The sequence below is a fragment of the Pseudomonas sp. GM55 genome (genome assembly GCF_000282395.1).
In the GTDB taxonomy this organism is placed as follows: Bacteria; Pseudomonadota; Gammaproteobacteria; order Pseudomonadales; family Pseudomonadaceae; genus Aquipseudomonas; species Aquipseudomonas fluorescens_CC.
Map to the genome: position 1 here is coordinate 255,487 of NZ_AKJJ01000034.1, position 15,573 is coordinate 271,059.

Sequence of the window (15,573 nt, forward strand, 5' to 3'; positions counted from 1 at the left end):
GTTCCACTATGAGTGCTCTTTCAAAGGGATGGTCCGGGGACGCTCCAGCCACGCGCCCTGACCATCAGGGACAATTTCAACCACATCGACTTGCGAGCCGCTGATCGCAACGATCCGTCCGTCGTTACGCCCCAGGTAATCGCCGACTTTCAGCCGGTGCACCCCACCCGCCCCGCGCAGCAGGGCGTAAGAGCCTGTTGCATTGGAAAGGGTGCCGACCATTTCAAACTGCTCGATGTTGAAACCTTCGAGGTATTGCTTGACCCGACCAGTGTCGGGTTTGACGTTACGTGAACCCCGCCGCTGAGCCGCCGGATCAGCGCTGCTCTGCGGTGAAAACGGGCTGCGCAGATTTGCCGCGTTGTAGGTGAATGTCGGGTAAGACCGGAATACCGGCGCTGGTTCAATCCTGTCCGGCCCACGCTGGCGCATTTCGTTCATGTACGCGTCCAGATCGTTGTAGTCATCGCCGCCGTCACAACCGGACAGTGCAGACAGCAACACCACCACCGAAAAACATCGCGCCAGCCTCATTGATGCTGCCCCTTGTCGTTGTAGCGGTAGGTCCTGGCGAGGATGCTCAAGCGCAGTTTCGGACCACCCTGGGGGCTGACGGGGGCAAGGTCGAAATCGTGCAAAGTGACGATCCGCGGCAACCCGGCCACACCACTGACAAAGGTGGCCAGAGCGTGGTAATCCCCGGTGACGGTGAGCTGGATCGGCAGTTCGATGTAGAACGGCTGGGCGACCTCCGGCAGCAGCTTGATTTCTTCGAACTCCAGGCCACTGCCCAGACCGGTACGAGTGATGTCTTCCAGCAAGCCGGGCACTTCGGTGTCGCTGGGCAGTTGCCGCAACAGCATGCCGAAGGAGTTCTCCATTTCCTTCAACTGCTGGGTGTAGAGGCCCAGATTCGCCGCCATGCGGGCCTTGCCAGCGAACTGTTCCTTGAGTGTCGACTCTTCCTCGCGCTTGAGATCGAGTTGGCTCTCAAGGTCGCGAGTGGAAAAGTTGTAGCCCAGGGCCAGCACCAGCAGCATGAGCAAACCGGCCACCAGAAACTTGATCGCCGGTGGCCAGGAACCCATGTTGCCGGTATCCAGATCATTGATGTCGATCCTGCGCAGCCCTTCGAGCCAATCGGATGGCCTCATTTGCCCTCCTCCGGTGCTGCGGGTCGAGTCTGGCGAACGGTCAACTGGAAGACGCTGGCCGGTTCCACCTGACCGGCAGCGGTGGCCTTGACTTCGGTCAGGCTCGGCGCCTCGAACCAGTCTGATGCCTCGAGGTTGCGCATCAAATCTGAAACACGGCTGTTCGATTGCGCAGCACCGGTGATGGACAAGGCTTTCCCGGTCATTTTCACTTCGGTGAAATACACGCCGTCGGGCAGGGCTCGCGCCAACTGGTCAAACATTCGCCCGCTGATTTGGCGATTGCCTTGCAGGTCCCGGATGATGCGCATGCGCTCGATCAGTTGCTGACGGCGCGCCTTGAGCTCATTGATCTGTGTGATCCGCTCATCGACCACGGCGATTTGCTTGCCGATGTAATCGTTACGGGCGATTTGCCGGTCGATGGCGCCGCTGATGGCCTGGTTGGCGACCAGTACCGCGCCTGTCGTACCTGCCATCACGGCCACCAGGACCAGCAGGAAGCGCTTGCGGCGTGCCTCACGCCGCTCTTCGCGCCAAGGCAGAAGGTTGATCCGAGCCATCAGTCAAAGCTCCTGAGGGCAAGACCACAGGCGATCATCAATGCCGGGGCATCACTCGCCAGGGCAGCACCATTGACCTTGCTGCCCAGAATCATTTCGGAAAAAGGATTCGCAACCTGGGTCGGCGTACCCAATTGCTGCTCGACCAAACGGTCCAGCCCCGGGACCGACGCGGTACCGCCAGCCAGCAGGATATGGTCGACGGCGCTGTATTGCCCGGAGGCGAAGAAAAACTGCAACGAGCGCGACACCTGCTGCACCAGCGCCTCTCGAAATGGCTGCAAGACCTCACCGGCATAGTCATCCGGCAGGCCGCCCTTCTTCTGTGCCAGGCCCGCCTGCTCCAGCGTCAGGCCATAACGACGCTGGATTTCCTCGGTCAACTGCCGACCGCCGAACAGTTGCTCACGGGTGTAGATAATCCGCCCGTTGTGCAGCACGCTCAGGGTGGTCATGGTGGCGCCGATATCCACCACTGCGACCGTCAAACGTTCCCCGGAGACCGCGAGCCGACTGGCCAGCAAGCCGAACGAGCGCTCCAGCGCGTAGGCCTCGACATCGACCACGCGGGCGGTCAGCCCTGCCAGTGTCAGGGCGGCTTCGCGGACTTCGACGTTCTCCTTGCGGCAAGCGGCGAGCAGCACGTTGACGCGCTCCGGATTGCGCACGGAGGTGCCCTGGACTTCAAAGTCGATCGCAACTTCATCCAGGGGGTAAGGAATGTACTGATCGGCCTCGATCTTCAGCTGGCTTTCCATCTCGTCTTCGCAAAGCCCGGCATCCATCTCGATGGTCTTGGTGATCACGGCCGAGCCGGCCACGGCCACGGCCACGTTCTTGAGGCCGGTTCTGGCCCTGGCCAGCGCGCGAATGAGGGCCAGTCCCACACCTTCGAGCTCAGCGATGTTTTTCTCGATCACAGCGCCGACCGGCAACGGCTCGATCGCATAGGCCTCGACCCGGTAGCGCTCGCCCTGACGGCTCAACTCCAGAAGCTTCACCGAGGTGGAGCTGATATCGATTCCCAGGAGCGTACTGGATTTTTTGTTGAAGAGTCCTGGCACTACCGATTCCCTATGACTTTCCGTGAGTTACGGACTCTGCAATGTCCATTGCGTTCAATCCGCCCGTCTTGACAGCAGCGCCAACCACGCTCCCGATCAGAAAAATGCTTATAATGCCCAGCGTTTTTTTTCCGCATTTGCTCAAGCGCGGGTCGTTCTCATTTAGCCTGAACCCTGTTGCCCAATTCATTTTTGCCCTGGATATCCAAAAGCCTTGATTCGTCTGCTGAAGTTTTTCGGTTGGTCCATCGTCGCGGTTTTCTGCGGACTCCTTCTGGGTCTGAGCGGGGCGTACCTGTACCTTAGTCCCGGGCTGCCGTCCGTGGAGGCGCTGAGAAGCATCCAGTTGCAGATTCCTTTGCGGGTCTACAGCAGCGATAACAAGTTGATCGCAGAATTCGGCGAAATGCGCCGTACACCGATCCGTTTCGCCGACATTCCCCCCAATTTCATCAATGCGTTACTAAGTGCTGAAGACGACAACTTCGCCAACCACTACGGCGTCGATCCGAGCAGCCTGATGCGTGCCGCGACCCAACTGGTCAAAAGCGGACACATCCAGTCCGGCGGCAGCACGATCACCATGCAGGTGGCGAAGAACTTCTTCCTGAGCAGCGAACGCAGCTTTTCGCGCAAGACCACCGAGATCCTGCTGGCCCTGCAAATCGAACGACAGCTGACCAAGGACGAGATCCTCGAGCTGTACGTCAACAAGATCTATCTGGGTAACCGTGCGTACGGCATCGAGGCGGCGGCGCAAGTCTATTACGGCAAATCGATCCGCGATGTCAGCCTGGCGCAGATGGCGATGATTGCCGGCCTGCCCAAGGCGCCGTCGCGCTTCAACCCGCTGGCCAACCCGGCGCGCAGTAAGGAACGTCGCGACTGGATCCTGGGGCGCATGTACAAGCTCGGAAAAATCAGCGAGGCTGACTACACCGCAGCGGTCAACGAGCCGCTGAACGCCAGCTATCACGTGCCGACCCCGGAAGTGAACGCCCCGTACATCGCCGAAATGGCCCGCGCCGAAATGGTCGGACGCTATGGCAGCGACGCATATACCGAAGGCTTCCGCGTCACCACCACGGTGCCGAGCGACCTCCAGGAACTGGCCAACACCGCGGTCCACGAAGGCCTGATGACCTACGATCAGCGCCACGGCTATCGCGGACCCGAATCGAGGCTGCCGGGCAAGACTCGCGAAGCCTGGGCAACCGAGCTGACCAAACAACGCACCATCAGCAGCCTGGAACCGGCCATCGTGATGCAGGTCGACAAGAACGGCCTGCAAGTGCTGACCCGCACCGGTCAGGAACACGTGAACTGGGACACCATGAAATGGGCCCGGCCGTTCCTGAATACCAACAGCATGGGCGCCAACCCGAAACAACCGTCGGACGTGGCCCAGGTCGGCGATCTGATTCGTGTGCAGCGTCAGCCGGACAATTCGCTGAAGTTCAGCCAGATCCCGCAGGCCCAGGGCGCGCTGGTGTCCCTGGACCCACAGAACGGCGCCATTCGTTCGCTGGTCGGCGGATTCGCCTTCGAGCAGAGCAACTACAACCGCGCATTGCAGGCCAAGCGCCAGCCGGGTTCGAGCTTCAAACCGTTCGTCTACAGCGCCGCACTGGATAACGGCTACACCGCCTCCAGCCTGGTGAACGACGCACCGATCGTGTTCGTCGACGAGTACCTGGACAAGGTCTGGCGTCCGAAGAACGACACCAACACCTTCCTCGGCCCGATTCGCCTGCGTGAAGCGCTGTACAAGTCGCGCAACCTGGTGTCGATTCGCTTGCTGCAAGCGATGGGCGTCGGCAAGACCATCGACTACATCACTCGTTTCGGCTTCAACAAACAGGACCTGCCACCCAACCTGTCCCTGGCGCTGGGCACCGCGACCCTGACGCCCATGGAAATCGCCACCGGCTGGAGCGCCTTCGCCAACGGCGGCTACAAGATCACCCCGTACATCATCGACAAGATCGAAAGCCGCAACGGCGACACACTGTTCGTCGCCAACCCGCCGAGCGTGCCTCAGGGCGGCGCGGCCAGCGACGGCATTGCCGCACCAGCCCCGCAAGCCTTCACGGTCAACGTAACGCCGGGCGAAGTCCCAGGCACTACGCCGACGCCACAAGCACCCGCCGTGGCTGAACGCATCATTGACGGGCGCACCACGTACATCCTCAACAGCATGCTCGAGGACGTGATCAAGCTCGGCACCGGTCGCCGTGCACTGGCCCTGGGCCGCCCCGACATTGCCGGCAAGACCGGTACGACCAACGAGTCCAAGGACGCCTGGTTCTCCGGCTACAACGCCGATTACGTGACGACCGTGTGGACCGGTTTCGATCAACCGGAAAGCCTGGGTCGCAAGGAATTCGGCGGCACCGTCGCACTGCCGATCTGGATGAACTACATGGGCCCCGCGCTCAAAGGCAAACCGCCGCATACGCAACCTGAGCCGGAAGGCATCCTCAGCCTGCGAGTCGACCCGGTTAGCGGCCGCGCGGCCAGCCCGGGCACGCCAGGTGCCTACTTCGAGCTGTTCAAGGCCGAAGATACGCCACCGTCGGTCAACGAAATCGGCAGTGGCACGGCACCGGGCAGCCCGTTGCCAGCGGACGAACAGGCGCCGATCGATTTGTTCTGATCCTGATCCGCTGAAAAGCCCCGCCTTCGTGTGAAGTGCGGGGCTTTTTATTGCGCAGCGATTTTTGCATCGCCCGACCCGGCCTCTTCGCTGGCAAGCCAGCTCCTACAGGTACGCGCAATTCTTGTAGGAGCTGGCTTGCCAGCGAAGAGGCCATCAGAAACCCCACAAAACCTTCAGGCACAAAAAAGCCCCGACTCTCACGAGCCAGGGCTTCTGGTTGAAGCGCTACAACGGCTTAGCCGTTGAACACGTCATCCACGCTTTTCAGCGGGTAGTTCTTCGGATACGGCAGGGTCGCCACACCGGTCTCGATGGCGGCTTTGGCCACGGCATCGGAGATCAGGGTGATCAGACGGGCATCCATTGGCTTCGGAATGATGTACTCACGACCGAATTCCAGCTTGATGCCGCCGTAGGCGTCGCACACTTCCTGAGGCACTGGCAGCTTGGCCAGTTCACGCAGGGCGTTGGCCGCAGCCACTTTCATTTCTTCGTTGATGCGCTTGGCGCGAACGTCCAGGGCACCACGGAAGATGAACGGGAAGCCCAGTACGTTGTTGACCTGGTTCGGGTAGTCCGAACGACCGGTGGCCATGATCACGTCGCTACGGGTCGCGTGTGCCAGCTCCGGGGAGATTTCCGGATCAGGGTTGGAGCACGCGAACACGATCGGGTTGGCCGCCATGGACAGCAGGCCTTCAGGGCTCAGCAGGTTCGGGCCGGACAGGCCTACGAACACGTCAGCGCCTTGCAGGGCGTCAGCCAGGGTGCGCTTGTCGGTCGCGTGAGCGAACACCGCTTTGTACTGGTTCAGGTCGTCACGGCCGGAGTGGATCACACCGGTACGGTCGACCATGTAGATGTTTTCGATGTTGGCGCCCATGCTCACCAGCAACTTCATGCAAGAGATGGCGGCAGCGCCGGCACCCAGGCAGACGATCTTGGCTTGCGGCAGGGTTTTGCCAGCGATTTCCAGGGCGTTGATCATGCCGGCGGCGGTCACGATAGCGGTGCCGTGCTGGTCATCGTGGAATACCGGAATATCGCACTGCTCGATCAGAGCGCGTTCGATTTCAAAGCACTCTGGTGCCTTGATGTCTTCCAGGTTGATGCCACCGAAGGTGATGGAGATGCGCTTGACGGTGTCGATGAAGGCCTGCGGGCTTTCGGAGTCGACTTCGATGTCGAAAACGTCGATGCCGGCGAAGCGCTTGAACAGTACGCCTTTACCTTCCATCACTGGCTTGGAAGCCAATGGGCCGAGGTTACCCAGGCCGAGAATCGCGGTGCCATCGGAAATGACTGCAACCAGGTTGCCTTTGCCGGTGTACTTGTAGGCCAGTTCAGGATCGCGGGCGATCTCGCGTACTGGTTCGGCTACGCCCGGGCTGTAGGCCAGCGACAGGTCGCGAGCGGTAGCAGTGGCCTTGGTGAGCTCGACACTCAGCTTCCCTGGACGAGGATTGGCGTGATATTCGAGAGCGGCAGTTTTCAGATCAGACATTTTGGCATTCCGCTTTTACTGTTGGACAGACTGGTCAGCGAGGATACGCGCCTCGCAAAGTCCCCACAAGACTGACCGGTCACCCCTGTCAAGCGCCCCGCCCTACGACTTTGGGCCAAGAGCCACGGCAGACAAGGGCTAGACTGCTCACAATCAGCAGAAAAAATGTCTACAATTTTTTATCACTGTTCCGCTTGGAGCATTGCCGGGTCGGTCAAGGGCAACATCCAGCGTGCCTGGCCTTCCTTGAGACCGCCTTTGCGCGAGCGATCCAACACCCAGCCGCGCGCTTCGACCTGCCTGCCCTTGAGGCTTTCCAGCGAATTCACATCGAAACGCGCCAGCAGATTGGGTGCAACGCGCAATACAACCGAATCCTGTAACTCGATCCAAACTCCGCCGCGATTGCGTTGCACCTTGCTCACACGACCGCTGAGCACGGCAAAACCGGAAGTGCTGATCTGCTCCGCTTTCAGTACAGGCGACTGGCGCCAGACACCCAGTCCGGCCTGTCGAGCATTGCGCTCGGCGGCTTGCTGACAGGCGACCAGATCGACATTCGGCGCCACCGCCACCTGAAAACCCAGGCCTTCGGCGAGCATTTGCGCTTCCAGGTTGGCGCCGTCTGCACCGTAGACATGGGCCAGAGTGCGGCCGTAATGGTCCTTGCTTTCTTTGCCAGGCACCAACCCGACCCGACCGTCGCTCGCCGCCACCAAGGCCTCGAGGCGTTTGCGCGCGGCCACGGCGAACGGTTCGTCGGAACGGCCCTTTTTGCCCAGCTCCGGCGTGTTCAAGCCGATCATGCGCACATTGCGGCCATCGCTCAGGCGCAGGGTGTCGCCGTCCACCACCCGCTGCACCGCAACGGGCGTCAGGCCGCCTGGCGCCGGGCAAAAGGCCTGAGCGGCGGACAGCCAAATTGCAGACATAAAAAAGGCGCCCGCGAGGGACGCCTTCTTCATCAGCATGGAAAAACCGTGGCGGTTTCCCAAGTTGATCGGCCTTAGGCCTTTTTCGCGCCGAAAGCACCGAAACGGTCGGCGAACTTCTGTACGCGACCACCGGTGTCCAGAGTCTTCTGCTTACCGGTGTAGAACGGGTGGCATTCGTTGCAAACGTCGATCGCCAGGGCTTTGCCGAAGGTCGAACGGGTTTCGAACTTGTTGCCGCAGCTGCAGGTAACAGCAACTGCTGGGTATTCTGGATGGATATCAGCTTTCATGGTGTCTTCCTCAGGCTAGCGTGCCGCCACCCAACACTATTGTTGAATACCGCACGTAATTAGGCCGCGGATTCTACCAGACAATCCTGATCACGCAAGCTGTCGCTTCTACCGACCGTCTGCTAGGCTCCCGCCCCTGTAGGAGCGAGCTTGCTCGCGAATGCGTCGTGTCAGATGACATGGATTCCGCCTGACACGCCCTCTTCGCGAGCAAGCTCGCTCCTACAGATTGCGTGCCTTCTTTGTTTCCGCCGATCGAGATCCCCCCGCGTGCCCGACGCCATTCTGCGCCTCGCCCTGCCTTCGCCGCTGCGCCGCCTGTTCGACTACCGCGCTCCGGCCGGCGTCCTGCGCAGCCAGTTGCACCCAGGCATGCGCCTGCGGGTACCGTTCGGCCGGCGCGAGATGATCGGAATCCTGGTGGAAGTCACCAACTCCAGCGAAGTGCCGGCCGAGAAACTCAAGCCGGCCCTGGCCCTGCTCGACGTTACCCCACCGCTGCCGCCCGCGCTGTTCAAGCTGTGCCTGTGGACCTCCCAGTATTACCAGCACAGCCTCGGCGACACCTTGAGCTGGGCGCTGCCGGTGCTGCTGCGCCAGGGTGAGCTGGCCGAAGCGCGCCAGGAACGTTTCTGGTCCGCCGCGCCGGGCGCCAGCCTCGATGATCCGCGCATCGCCCGCGCCCCGCGCCAGCGCGAAGCCTTGGCTACGCTGGCCCAGCATCCTCACGGCGTCGCCCATCAATTGCTGAGCAAGCTGATGCTGAGCAAGGACAGCCTGGATTTGCTGCTGGCCAAGGAGCTGGTGCAAGTCGAGATCCGCCGCCACGCTCCCGGTGCACGCCACGAACACTGGCTGGCGCAACCGGAACTCCCGCTGAATCCGGAGCAGCGCGCCGCCTATGAGGCGATTCGCGCCGGCTTCGACAGTTATCACGCGTTCCTGCTGGCCGGCGTCACCGGCAGTGGCAAGACCGAAGTCTATTTGCAGTTGATCCGCGAAACGCTGGAGGCCGGCAAGCAGGCATTGGTGCTGATCCCGGAAATCAACCTGGGCCCGCAGACCCTGGCGCGCTTCGAGCAACGCTTCAATGCCCGTATCGCGCTGATCCATTCGGCGGTCAATGACCGCGAACGCCTCGACGCCTGGCTGGCCGCCCGGGACGGCGAGGCCGACATCATTATCGGCACGCGCTCGGCCCTGTTCACGCCGATGAAGAACCCCGGCCTGATCATCATCGACGAAGAACACGACGGCTCCTATAAACAGCAGGAAGGTTTGCGCTACCACGCCCGCGATCTGGCACTGGTGCGGGCGCGACAGGAACGCATCCCGATCGTCCTCGGCTCCGCCACCCCTTCGCTGGAAAGCCTGCACAACGCCTACACCGGCCGCTACGGGCTACTGCGCTTGAACGAGCGCGCCGGCGGCGCCAAGCAGCCGCGCTTCCTGCGCCTGGATGTCAAAAGCCGCCCGCTGGACAGCGGCATTTCCGGGCCGATGCAACAAGCCATCGGCCAGACCCTGGCCGCCGGGCAGCAGGTCCTGGTGTTCCTCAATCGCCGCGGCTTCGCCCCGACCCTGTTGTGCCATGACTGTGGCTGGATGTCCGAGTGCCAGCGCTGCGATGCGCGGATGACCGTGCATCAGCGTTACGGCGAGTTGCGCTGCCACCACTGCGGCTACGTCGAACGCGTGCCGCGCCAGTGCCCGAAGTGCAACAAGGTCGATCTGCGCCCCGTTGGCGCCGGCACCGAACGGGCCGAGGAGCGCCTGGCGATTCTGTTCCCGGACTATCCGGTGCTGCGGGTCGACCGCGACAGCACATCGCGCAAGGACGCGATGAACCAGTTGTTCGCAACCATTCAAAAAGGCCAGCCGTGCATCCTGATCGGCACGCAAATGCTTGCCAAAGGCCACCATTTTCCACGGGTGACGCTGGTGTCGATCCTCGACGCCGACGGCGGCCTGTTCTCCGGCGACTTCCGTGCCAGCGAGCGCATGGCACAGCTGATCGTCCAGGTCGCCGGCCGCGCAGGCCGTGCCGAAGAGCCGGGCAAGGTGATTATCCAGACGCACCTGGCCGACCATCCGCTGCTGGTGCAATTGACCGAGCAGGGCTATTTCGCCTTTGCCGAACAGGCCTTGAGCGAACGCCGCGCGGCGGGTCTTCCGCCGTTTGCGCACTTGGCGCTGCTACGAGCCGAGGCGCACAAACCAGGGCAGGCCGAAGGTTTCCTGGATGAGGCGTGCAGCGAGGCCGAGCGTTTGCTGGCTGAACAGAACCTGACCGGCATCGAGCTGCTGGGGCCGGTACCGGCACCGATGGAACGCCGGGCCGGGCGTTACCGTGCTCAGCTACTCTTGCAGGCCACGGCTCGGGCGCAGCTGCATCGGTTGCTGGCCAGTTGGCTGCTGGTGCTGGAACAGATGCCGAGCGGGCGGGCGGTGCGTTGGTCGCTGGATGTTGATCCGGTGGATTTGTATTGATTGGGAGATTGCCTTCGCTGGCGAGCCAGCTCCTACAGTAGTCACATCGGGTCTGTGCAGGTGCTGGCTTGCCAACGAAAGCGGCCAATTTGTCACCACACATCCACATCCTGCCTGCTAAGGTTGGCAAGCCCGACTTCGCAACGGATAATGCCCAGTTTTTCCACCAGCGCACGATGCGCCGCCGCGCCTGCGGTCGAAAGAGAAGACCATGAAAGACACCATTCGCCAGCTGATCCAACAAGCCATCACCCAACTCGTCAACGAAGGTGTGTTGCCTGAAGGCCTGTCGCCGGCGATCCAGGTGGAAAACTCCCGCGACAAGAAAAACGGCGACTTCGCCAGCAACATCGCCATGATGCTGGCCAAGCCGGCCGGCATGAAGCCTCGCGATCTGGCGGAAAAAATCATTGCCGCGCTGCCGGCTGACGAAAACGTCGCCAAGACCGAAATCGCCGGCCCTGGCTTCCTGAACTTCTTCCAGAACACCGACGCCCTGGCCGCACGCCTGGATGCCGCCCTGGCCGACGCCAACATCGGCGTGCGCAAGGCCGGCCCCGTACAGCGTACCGTGGTCGACCTGTCGGCTCCGAACCTGGCCAAAGAGATGCACGTCGGTCACCTGCGCTCGACCATCATCGGCGACGGCGTGGCCCGTGTGCTGGAGTTCCTCGGCGACACCGTGATCCGTCAGAACCACGTCGGCGACTGGGGCACCCAGTTCGGCATGCTGATGGCTTACCTGCAGGAAAACCCGATCACCAGCGACGAACTGTCGGACCTGGAAAACTTCTACCGCGCCGCCAAGCAACGCTTCGACGAATCCGAAGAGTTCGCCGACCGCGCCCGTGGCCTGGTGGTCAAGCTGCAGGCCGGGGATGCCGATTGCCTGGCGCTGTGGACCAAGTTCAAGGACATCTCGCTGTCCCACTGCCAGAAGATCTATGAACTGCTCAACGTCAAGCTGACCATGGCCGACGTGATGGGCGAAAGTGCCTACAACGACGACCTGATCAACGTGGTCAACGATTTGAAGGCGGCGGGCATGCTGGTCGAGAGCAACGGTGCCCAGTGCGTGTTCCTCGATGAGTTCAAGAACGCCGACGGCGACCCGCTGCCGGTGATCATCGTCAAAGCTGACGGCGGCTATCTGTACGCCACCACCGACCTGGCGGCCGTGCGCTACCGCAGCGGCAAACTCAAGGCCGATCGCGCGCTGTACTTCGTCGACCAGCGTCAGGCCCTGCACTTCCAGCAAGTGTTCGCCGTGGCGCGCAAGGCCGGTTTCGTGACCCATCCGATGGAAATGGAGCACATGGGCTTCGGCACCATGAACGGTGCTGACGGCCGTCCGTTCAAGACCCGTGATGGCGGCACCGTGAAGCTGATCGACCTGCTGACCGAAGCCCAGGAACGCGCCTATACCCTGGTCAAGGACAAGAACCCGGAACTGGCCGAAGCCGAGCTGCGCAACATCGCCAAGGTCGTGGGCATCGGCGCGGTGAAATACGCTGACCTGTCCAAGCACCGCACCAGCGACTACAGCTTCAACTTCGACCTGATGCTCAATTTCGAAGGCAACACCGCGCCGTACCTGCTGTACGCCTACACCCGCGTGGCCGGTGTGTTCCGCAAACTCGGCAAGGACTTCAGCGAAGTCGAAGGCCAGATCGTTCTGGAAGCTGCGCACGAACACGAGCTGGCGGCGAAACTTGCGCAGTTCGGTGAAATCCTGAACAACGTGTCCGAAAAAGGCACCCCGCACATCCTCTGCACTTACCTGTACGACGTCGCCGGCCTGTTCTCCAGCTTCTACGAGAACTGCCCGATCCTCGCCGCCGATACCCCGGCACAAATGCAGAGCCGCCTGCGCCTCGCCGCGCTGACCGGACGCACTCTCAAGCAAGGCCTGGAACTCTTGGGCCTGGAAACTCTGGAGCGTATGTAAGTTGGCTGCCAAGAAAAAACCTGCACCCAAGCGTGGCGCCAGCCGTTACCAAGCTCCTGCAAAACAACCGATTCCGGGCTGGCTGTGGATGGCCATCGGCCTGACGGTCGGCGCGTTCATCGTATTCCTGATGAAACTGGAACCGGGCAAGGGCAGCGACACGGTCAAGCGTGAAAAGGTCGAGCAACAGCAACAGCAGAAAGCCACCAAGATCGCCGAGGCCAACAAGACTCCGCCGAGCCCGACGCAGCCGGTGAAGCCGAAGTACGACTTCTACACCTTGCTGCCGGAATCGGAAGTCATCGTGCCGCCGGATGCCGTGCCGGAAAAAACCCTGCCGACACCACAAGTGCCGGCCATCCCGACAACGCCGGTCACCCCGGCCGAAGCGGCGAAAATCGACACGGCTCGCGCCCAGGCAGCTCTGGCCGGGATCACGCCGCCGCCAGCGCCTCCGGTCAAGGCGGCGCCGGTGACCAGGTTCTTCCTGCAGGCCGGTTCGTTCCGCAAGGAGGCCGATGCGGACAAGGTTCGGGCGCAGATCATCCTGCTCGGCCAGGCTGTCTCGGTCGAGTCCGGCACGGTGAAGGACGAAACCTGGTATCGGGTTCTGGTCGGACCGTTCAGCAACCGCGAACAACTGACCACCGCCCAGAAACAATTGGCCGGCGCCGGCTTCAGCAATCTGTTGTTACAACAACGCCAGAGCCGCTGAATCCGTCAGGACTACCGCGCCATCGTTCTTCGCTGGCAAGCCAGCTCCTACAGAACATTCGTCAAACCTTGTAGGAGCCGGCTTGCCGGCGAAGGCGTCCTGGCGGACAACACATCCTCCACCCGCGTCCAACCGCTCGTCCCTCGCTTCACCCCGCAGTTGAAATCCTCTCCACCACCCCCATATGTGTTGGGATAAGGCATTTTCGCCCCGCTGCGTGGAGACTCTTCCCTTGACCACCATCGTTTCAGTTCGCCGCCACGGCAAAGTCGTCATGGGCGGCGACGGCCAGGTTTCCCTCGGCAATACCGTGATGAAAGGCAACGCGAAAAAAGTTCGTCGCCTGTACCACGGCCAGGTCATCGCCGGGTTTGCCGGTGCCACCGCTGACGCCTTTACCCTCTTCGAACGCTTCGAAGGCCAGCTTGAAAAACACCAGGGCCATCTGGTTCGCGCCGCTGTCGAACTCGCCAAGGAATGGCGCACCGACCGTTCCCTGAGCCGCCTTGAAGCCATGCTCGCGGTCGCCAACAAGGATGCCTCCCTGATCATCACCGGCAACGGCGACGTGGTCGAGCCCGAAGAAGGCCTGATCGCCATGGGTTCCGGTGGCGCCTACGCCCAGGCCGCTGCCAGCGCACTGCTGAAAAAGACCGACCTGTCGGCCCGGGAAATCGTCGAAACCGCCCTCGGTATCGCCGGCGACATCTGTGTATTCACCAACCACACCCAGACCATTGAGGAGCAGGACTGCGCCGAGTAAGCCCGTGCAGCCCACCGCACCACGGCCCATTCTTGCTTGAGGTCCACTGAATATCATGCCCATGACCCCCCGTGAAATCGTCCACGAACTCAACCGCCACATCATCGGCCAGGACGATGCCAAGCGCGCCGTCGCCATTGCCCTGCGCAACCGCTGGCGCCGCATGCAGCTGCCTGAAGAGCTGCGAGTTGAAGTCACGCCAAAGAACATCCTGATGATCGGCCCGACCGGTGTCGGTAAAACCGAGATCGCCCGTCGCCTGGCGAAACTGGCCAACGCACCGTTCATCAAGGTCGAAGCGACCAAGTTCACTGAAGTCGGCTATGTCGGCCGCGACGTCGAATCGATCATTCGTGACTTGGCCGATGCCGCGATCAAGCTGCTGCGCGAGCAGGAAATCACCAAGGTTCGCCACCGTGCCGAAGACGCCGCTGAAGAGCGCATCCTCGACGCCCTGCTGCCTCCGGCACGTATGGGCTTCAGCAGCGACGATGCCCCGACACAGGATTCCAACACCCGCCAGCTGTTCCGCAAGCGCCTGCGCGAAGGTCAGCTGGACGATAAGGAGATCGAAATCGAAGTCGCCGAAATGACCGGCGTCGATATCTCCGCGCCACCGGGCATGGAAGAAATGACCAACCAGCTGCAAAGCCTGTTTGCCAACATGGGCAAGGGCAAGCGCAAGAGCCGCAAGCTCAAGGTCAAGGAAGCGCTCAAGCTGGTGCGCGACGAAGAAGCCAGCCGCCTGGTCAACGATGAAGAGTTGAAGGCCAAGGCCCTGGAAGCGGTCGAGCAGCACGGCATCGTGTTCATCGACGAAATCGACAAGGTCGCCAAGCGTGGCAATACCGGTGGCGTCGATGTATCCCGCGAAGGCGTGCAACGCGACTTGCTGCCGCTGATCGAAGGTTGCACTGTCAACACCAAGCTGGGCATGGTCAAGACCGACCACATCCTGTTCATTGCTTCCGGTGCGTTTCACCTGAGCAAGCCGAGCGATCTGGTGCCGGAACTGCAAGGTCGCCTGCCGATTCGTGTCGAACTCAAGGCCCTTTCGCCAGAAGACTTCGAACGCATCCTCAGCGAACCGCACGCCTCGCTCACCGAGCAATATTGCGCGCTGCTGAAAACCGAAGGCCTGGGCATCGAGTTCCAGCCGAGCGGCATCAAGCGCATCGCGGAGATTGCCTGGCAGGTCAACGAGAAAACCGAAAACATCGGCGCCCGTCGCCTGCACACCTTGCTCGAGCGCCTGCTCGAAGAGGTGTCGTTCAGCGCCGGCGACCTGGCCAGCGCCCATGACGACAAGGTGATCCAGATCGACGCCGACTACGTCAACAGCCACCTGGGCGAATTGGCGCAGAACGAAGACCTTTCCCGTTATATCCTGTAGTCATGTGAGACCTTTGTAGGAGCTGGCTTGCCAGCGAAGGCGATCGCGAGGACGCCTTCGCCGGCAAGCCAGCTCCTACAAAGGGTCGCTACCGT

The 15,573-nt window shown here is 61.7% G+C and carries 13 protein-coding genes; 6 read left to right on the forward strand and 7 right to left on the reverse strand.

Going from position 1 to position 15,573, the window contains the following annotated elements; translation table 11 throughout:
• Positions 1-6: 6 nt before the first annotated feature.
• Genes PMI31_RS06650 through PMI31_RS06665 form a run of 4 tightly spaced genes read right to left on the reverse strand, consistent with a single transcriptional unit; the run spans position 7 to position 2,781 of the window.
• Positions 7-534 (reverse strand): pilus assembly protein PilP, encoded by a 528-nt coding sequence (locus PMI31_RS06650; RefSeq protein WP_008017017.1) that lies wholly within the window; start codon positions 532-534, stop codon positions 7-9.
• Positions 531-1,154, reverse strand: coding sequence for a type 4a pilus biogenesis protein PilO (pilO, locus tag PMI31_RS06655; RefSeq protein ID WP_008017018.1), 624 nt, complete (start codon positions 1,152-1,154; stop codon positions 531-533). Before pilO ends, PMI31_RS06650 begins: the two co-directional genes overlap by 4 nt.
• Positions 1,151-1,717 (reverse strand): PilN domain-containing protein, encoded by a 567-nt coding sequence (locus PMI31_RS06660; RefSeq protein ID WP_008017019.1) that lies wholly within the window; start codon positions 1,715-1,717, stop codon positions 1,151-1,153. Before PMI31_RS06660 ends, pilO begins: the two co-directional genes overlap by 4 nt.
• Positions 1,717-2,781 (reverse strand): pilus assembly protein PilM, encoded by a 1,065-nt coding sequence (locus PMI31_RS06665; protein ID WP_008017020.1) that lies wholly within the window; start codon positions 2,779-2,781, stop codon positions 1,717-1,719. Before PMI31_RS06665 ends, PMI31_RS06660 begins: the two co-directional genes overlap by 1 nt.
• A 217-nt stretch (positions 2,782-2,998) precedes the next feature.
• On the opposite strand from PMI31_RS06665, the gene PMI31_RS06670 reads away from it, so the two are divergent.
• Complete coding sequence (locus PMI31_RS06670) at positions 2,999-5,437, forward strand: penicillin-binding protein 1A (protein ID WP_443216987.1); 2,439 nt, start codon at positions 2,999-3,001, stop codon at positions 5,435-5,437.
• Positions 5,438-5,675: 238 nt separating this feature from the next.
• Here the strand turns inward: PMI31_RS06670 and PMI31_RS06675 are convergent, their stop codons facing one another.
• From PMI31_RS06675 to rpmE, 3 genes are all read right to left on the reverse strand, one after another.
• Positions 5,676-6,944, reverse strand: coding sequence for a malic enzyme-like NAD(P)-binding protein (locus PMI31_RS06675; protein WP_008017023.1), 1,269 nt, complete (start codon positions 6,942-6,944; stop codon positions 5,676-5,678).
• A 182-nt stretch (positions 6,945-7,126) separates the two neighbouring features.
• On the reverse strand, positions 7,127-7,915 hold the full coding sequence (locus tag PMI31_RS06680; protein WP_008017024.1) for a thermonuclease family protein: 789 nt from the start codon (positions 7,913-7,915) through the stop codon (positions 7,127-7,129).
• A gap of 35 nt (positions 7,916-7,950) precedes the next feature.
• Positions 7,951-8,169, reverse strand: a complete 219-nt coding sequence (rpmE, locus tag PMI31_RS06685; RefSeq protein ID WP_007975586.1) for a 50S ribosomal protein L31 — start codon at positions 8,167-8,169, stop codon at positions 7,951-7,953.
• A gap of 270 nt (positions 8,170-8,439) precedes the next feature.
• On the opposite strand from rpmE, the gene PMI31_RS06690 reads away from it, so the two are divergent.
• From PMI31_RS06690 to hslU, 5 genes are all read left to right on the forward strand, one after another.
• A complete protein-coding gene (locus PMI31_RS06690) occupies positions 8,440-10,659 on the forward strand; it encodes a primosomal protein N' (protein ID WP_008017025.1) in 2,220 nt (739 codons plus the stop codon).
• A gap of 211 nt (positions 10,660-10,870) precedes the next feature.
• Positions 10,871-12,607 (forward strand): arginine--tRNA ligase, encoded by a 1,737-nt coding sequence (gene argS / locus PMI31_RS06695; RefSeq protein WP_008017027.1) that lies wholly within the window; start codon positions 10,871-10,873, stop codon positions 12,605-12,607.
• A 1-nt stretch (position 12,608) separates the two neighbouring features.
• A complete protein-coding gene (locus PMI31_RS06700; protein WP_008017028.1) occupies positions 12,609-13,322 on the forward strand; it encodes an SPOR domain-containing protein in 714 nt (237 codons plus the stop codon).
• A gap of 232 nt (positions 13,323-13,554) precedes the next feature.
• Positions 13,555-14,085: an ATP-dependent protease subunit HslV gene (gene hslV, locus PMI31_RS06705; protein ID WP_008017029.1), complete on the forward strand. Its 531-nt coding sequence runs from the start codon at positions 13,555-13,557 to the stop codon at positions 14,083-14,085.
• A gap of 55 nt (positions 14,086-14,140) precedes the next feature.
• Positions 14,141-15,478, forward strand: a complete 1,338-nt coding sequence (gene hslU, locus PMI31_RS06710; RefSeq protein WP_008017031.1) for an ATP-dependent protease ATPase subunit HslU — start codon at positions 14,141-14,143, stop codon at positions 15,476-15,478.
• Positions 15,479-15,573: the final 95 nt, after the last annotated feature.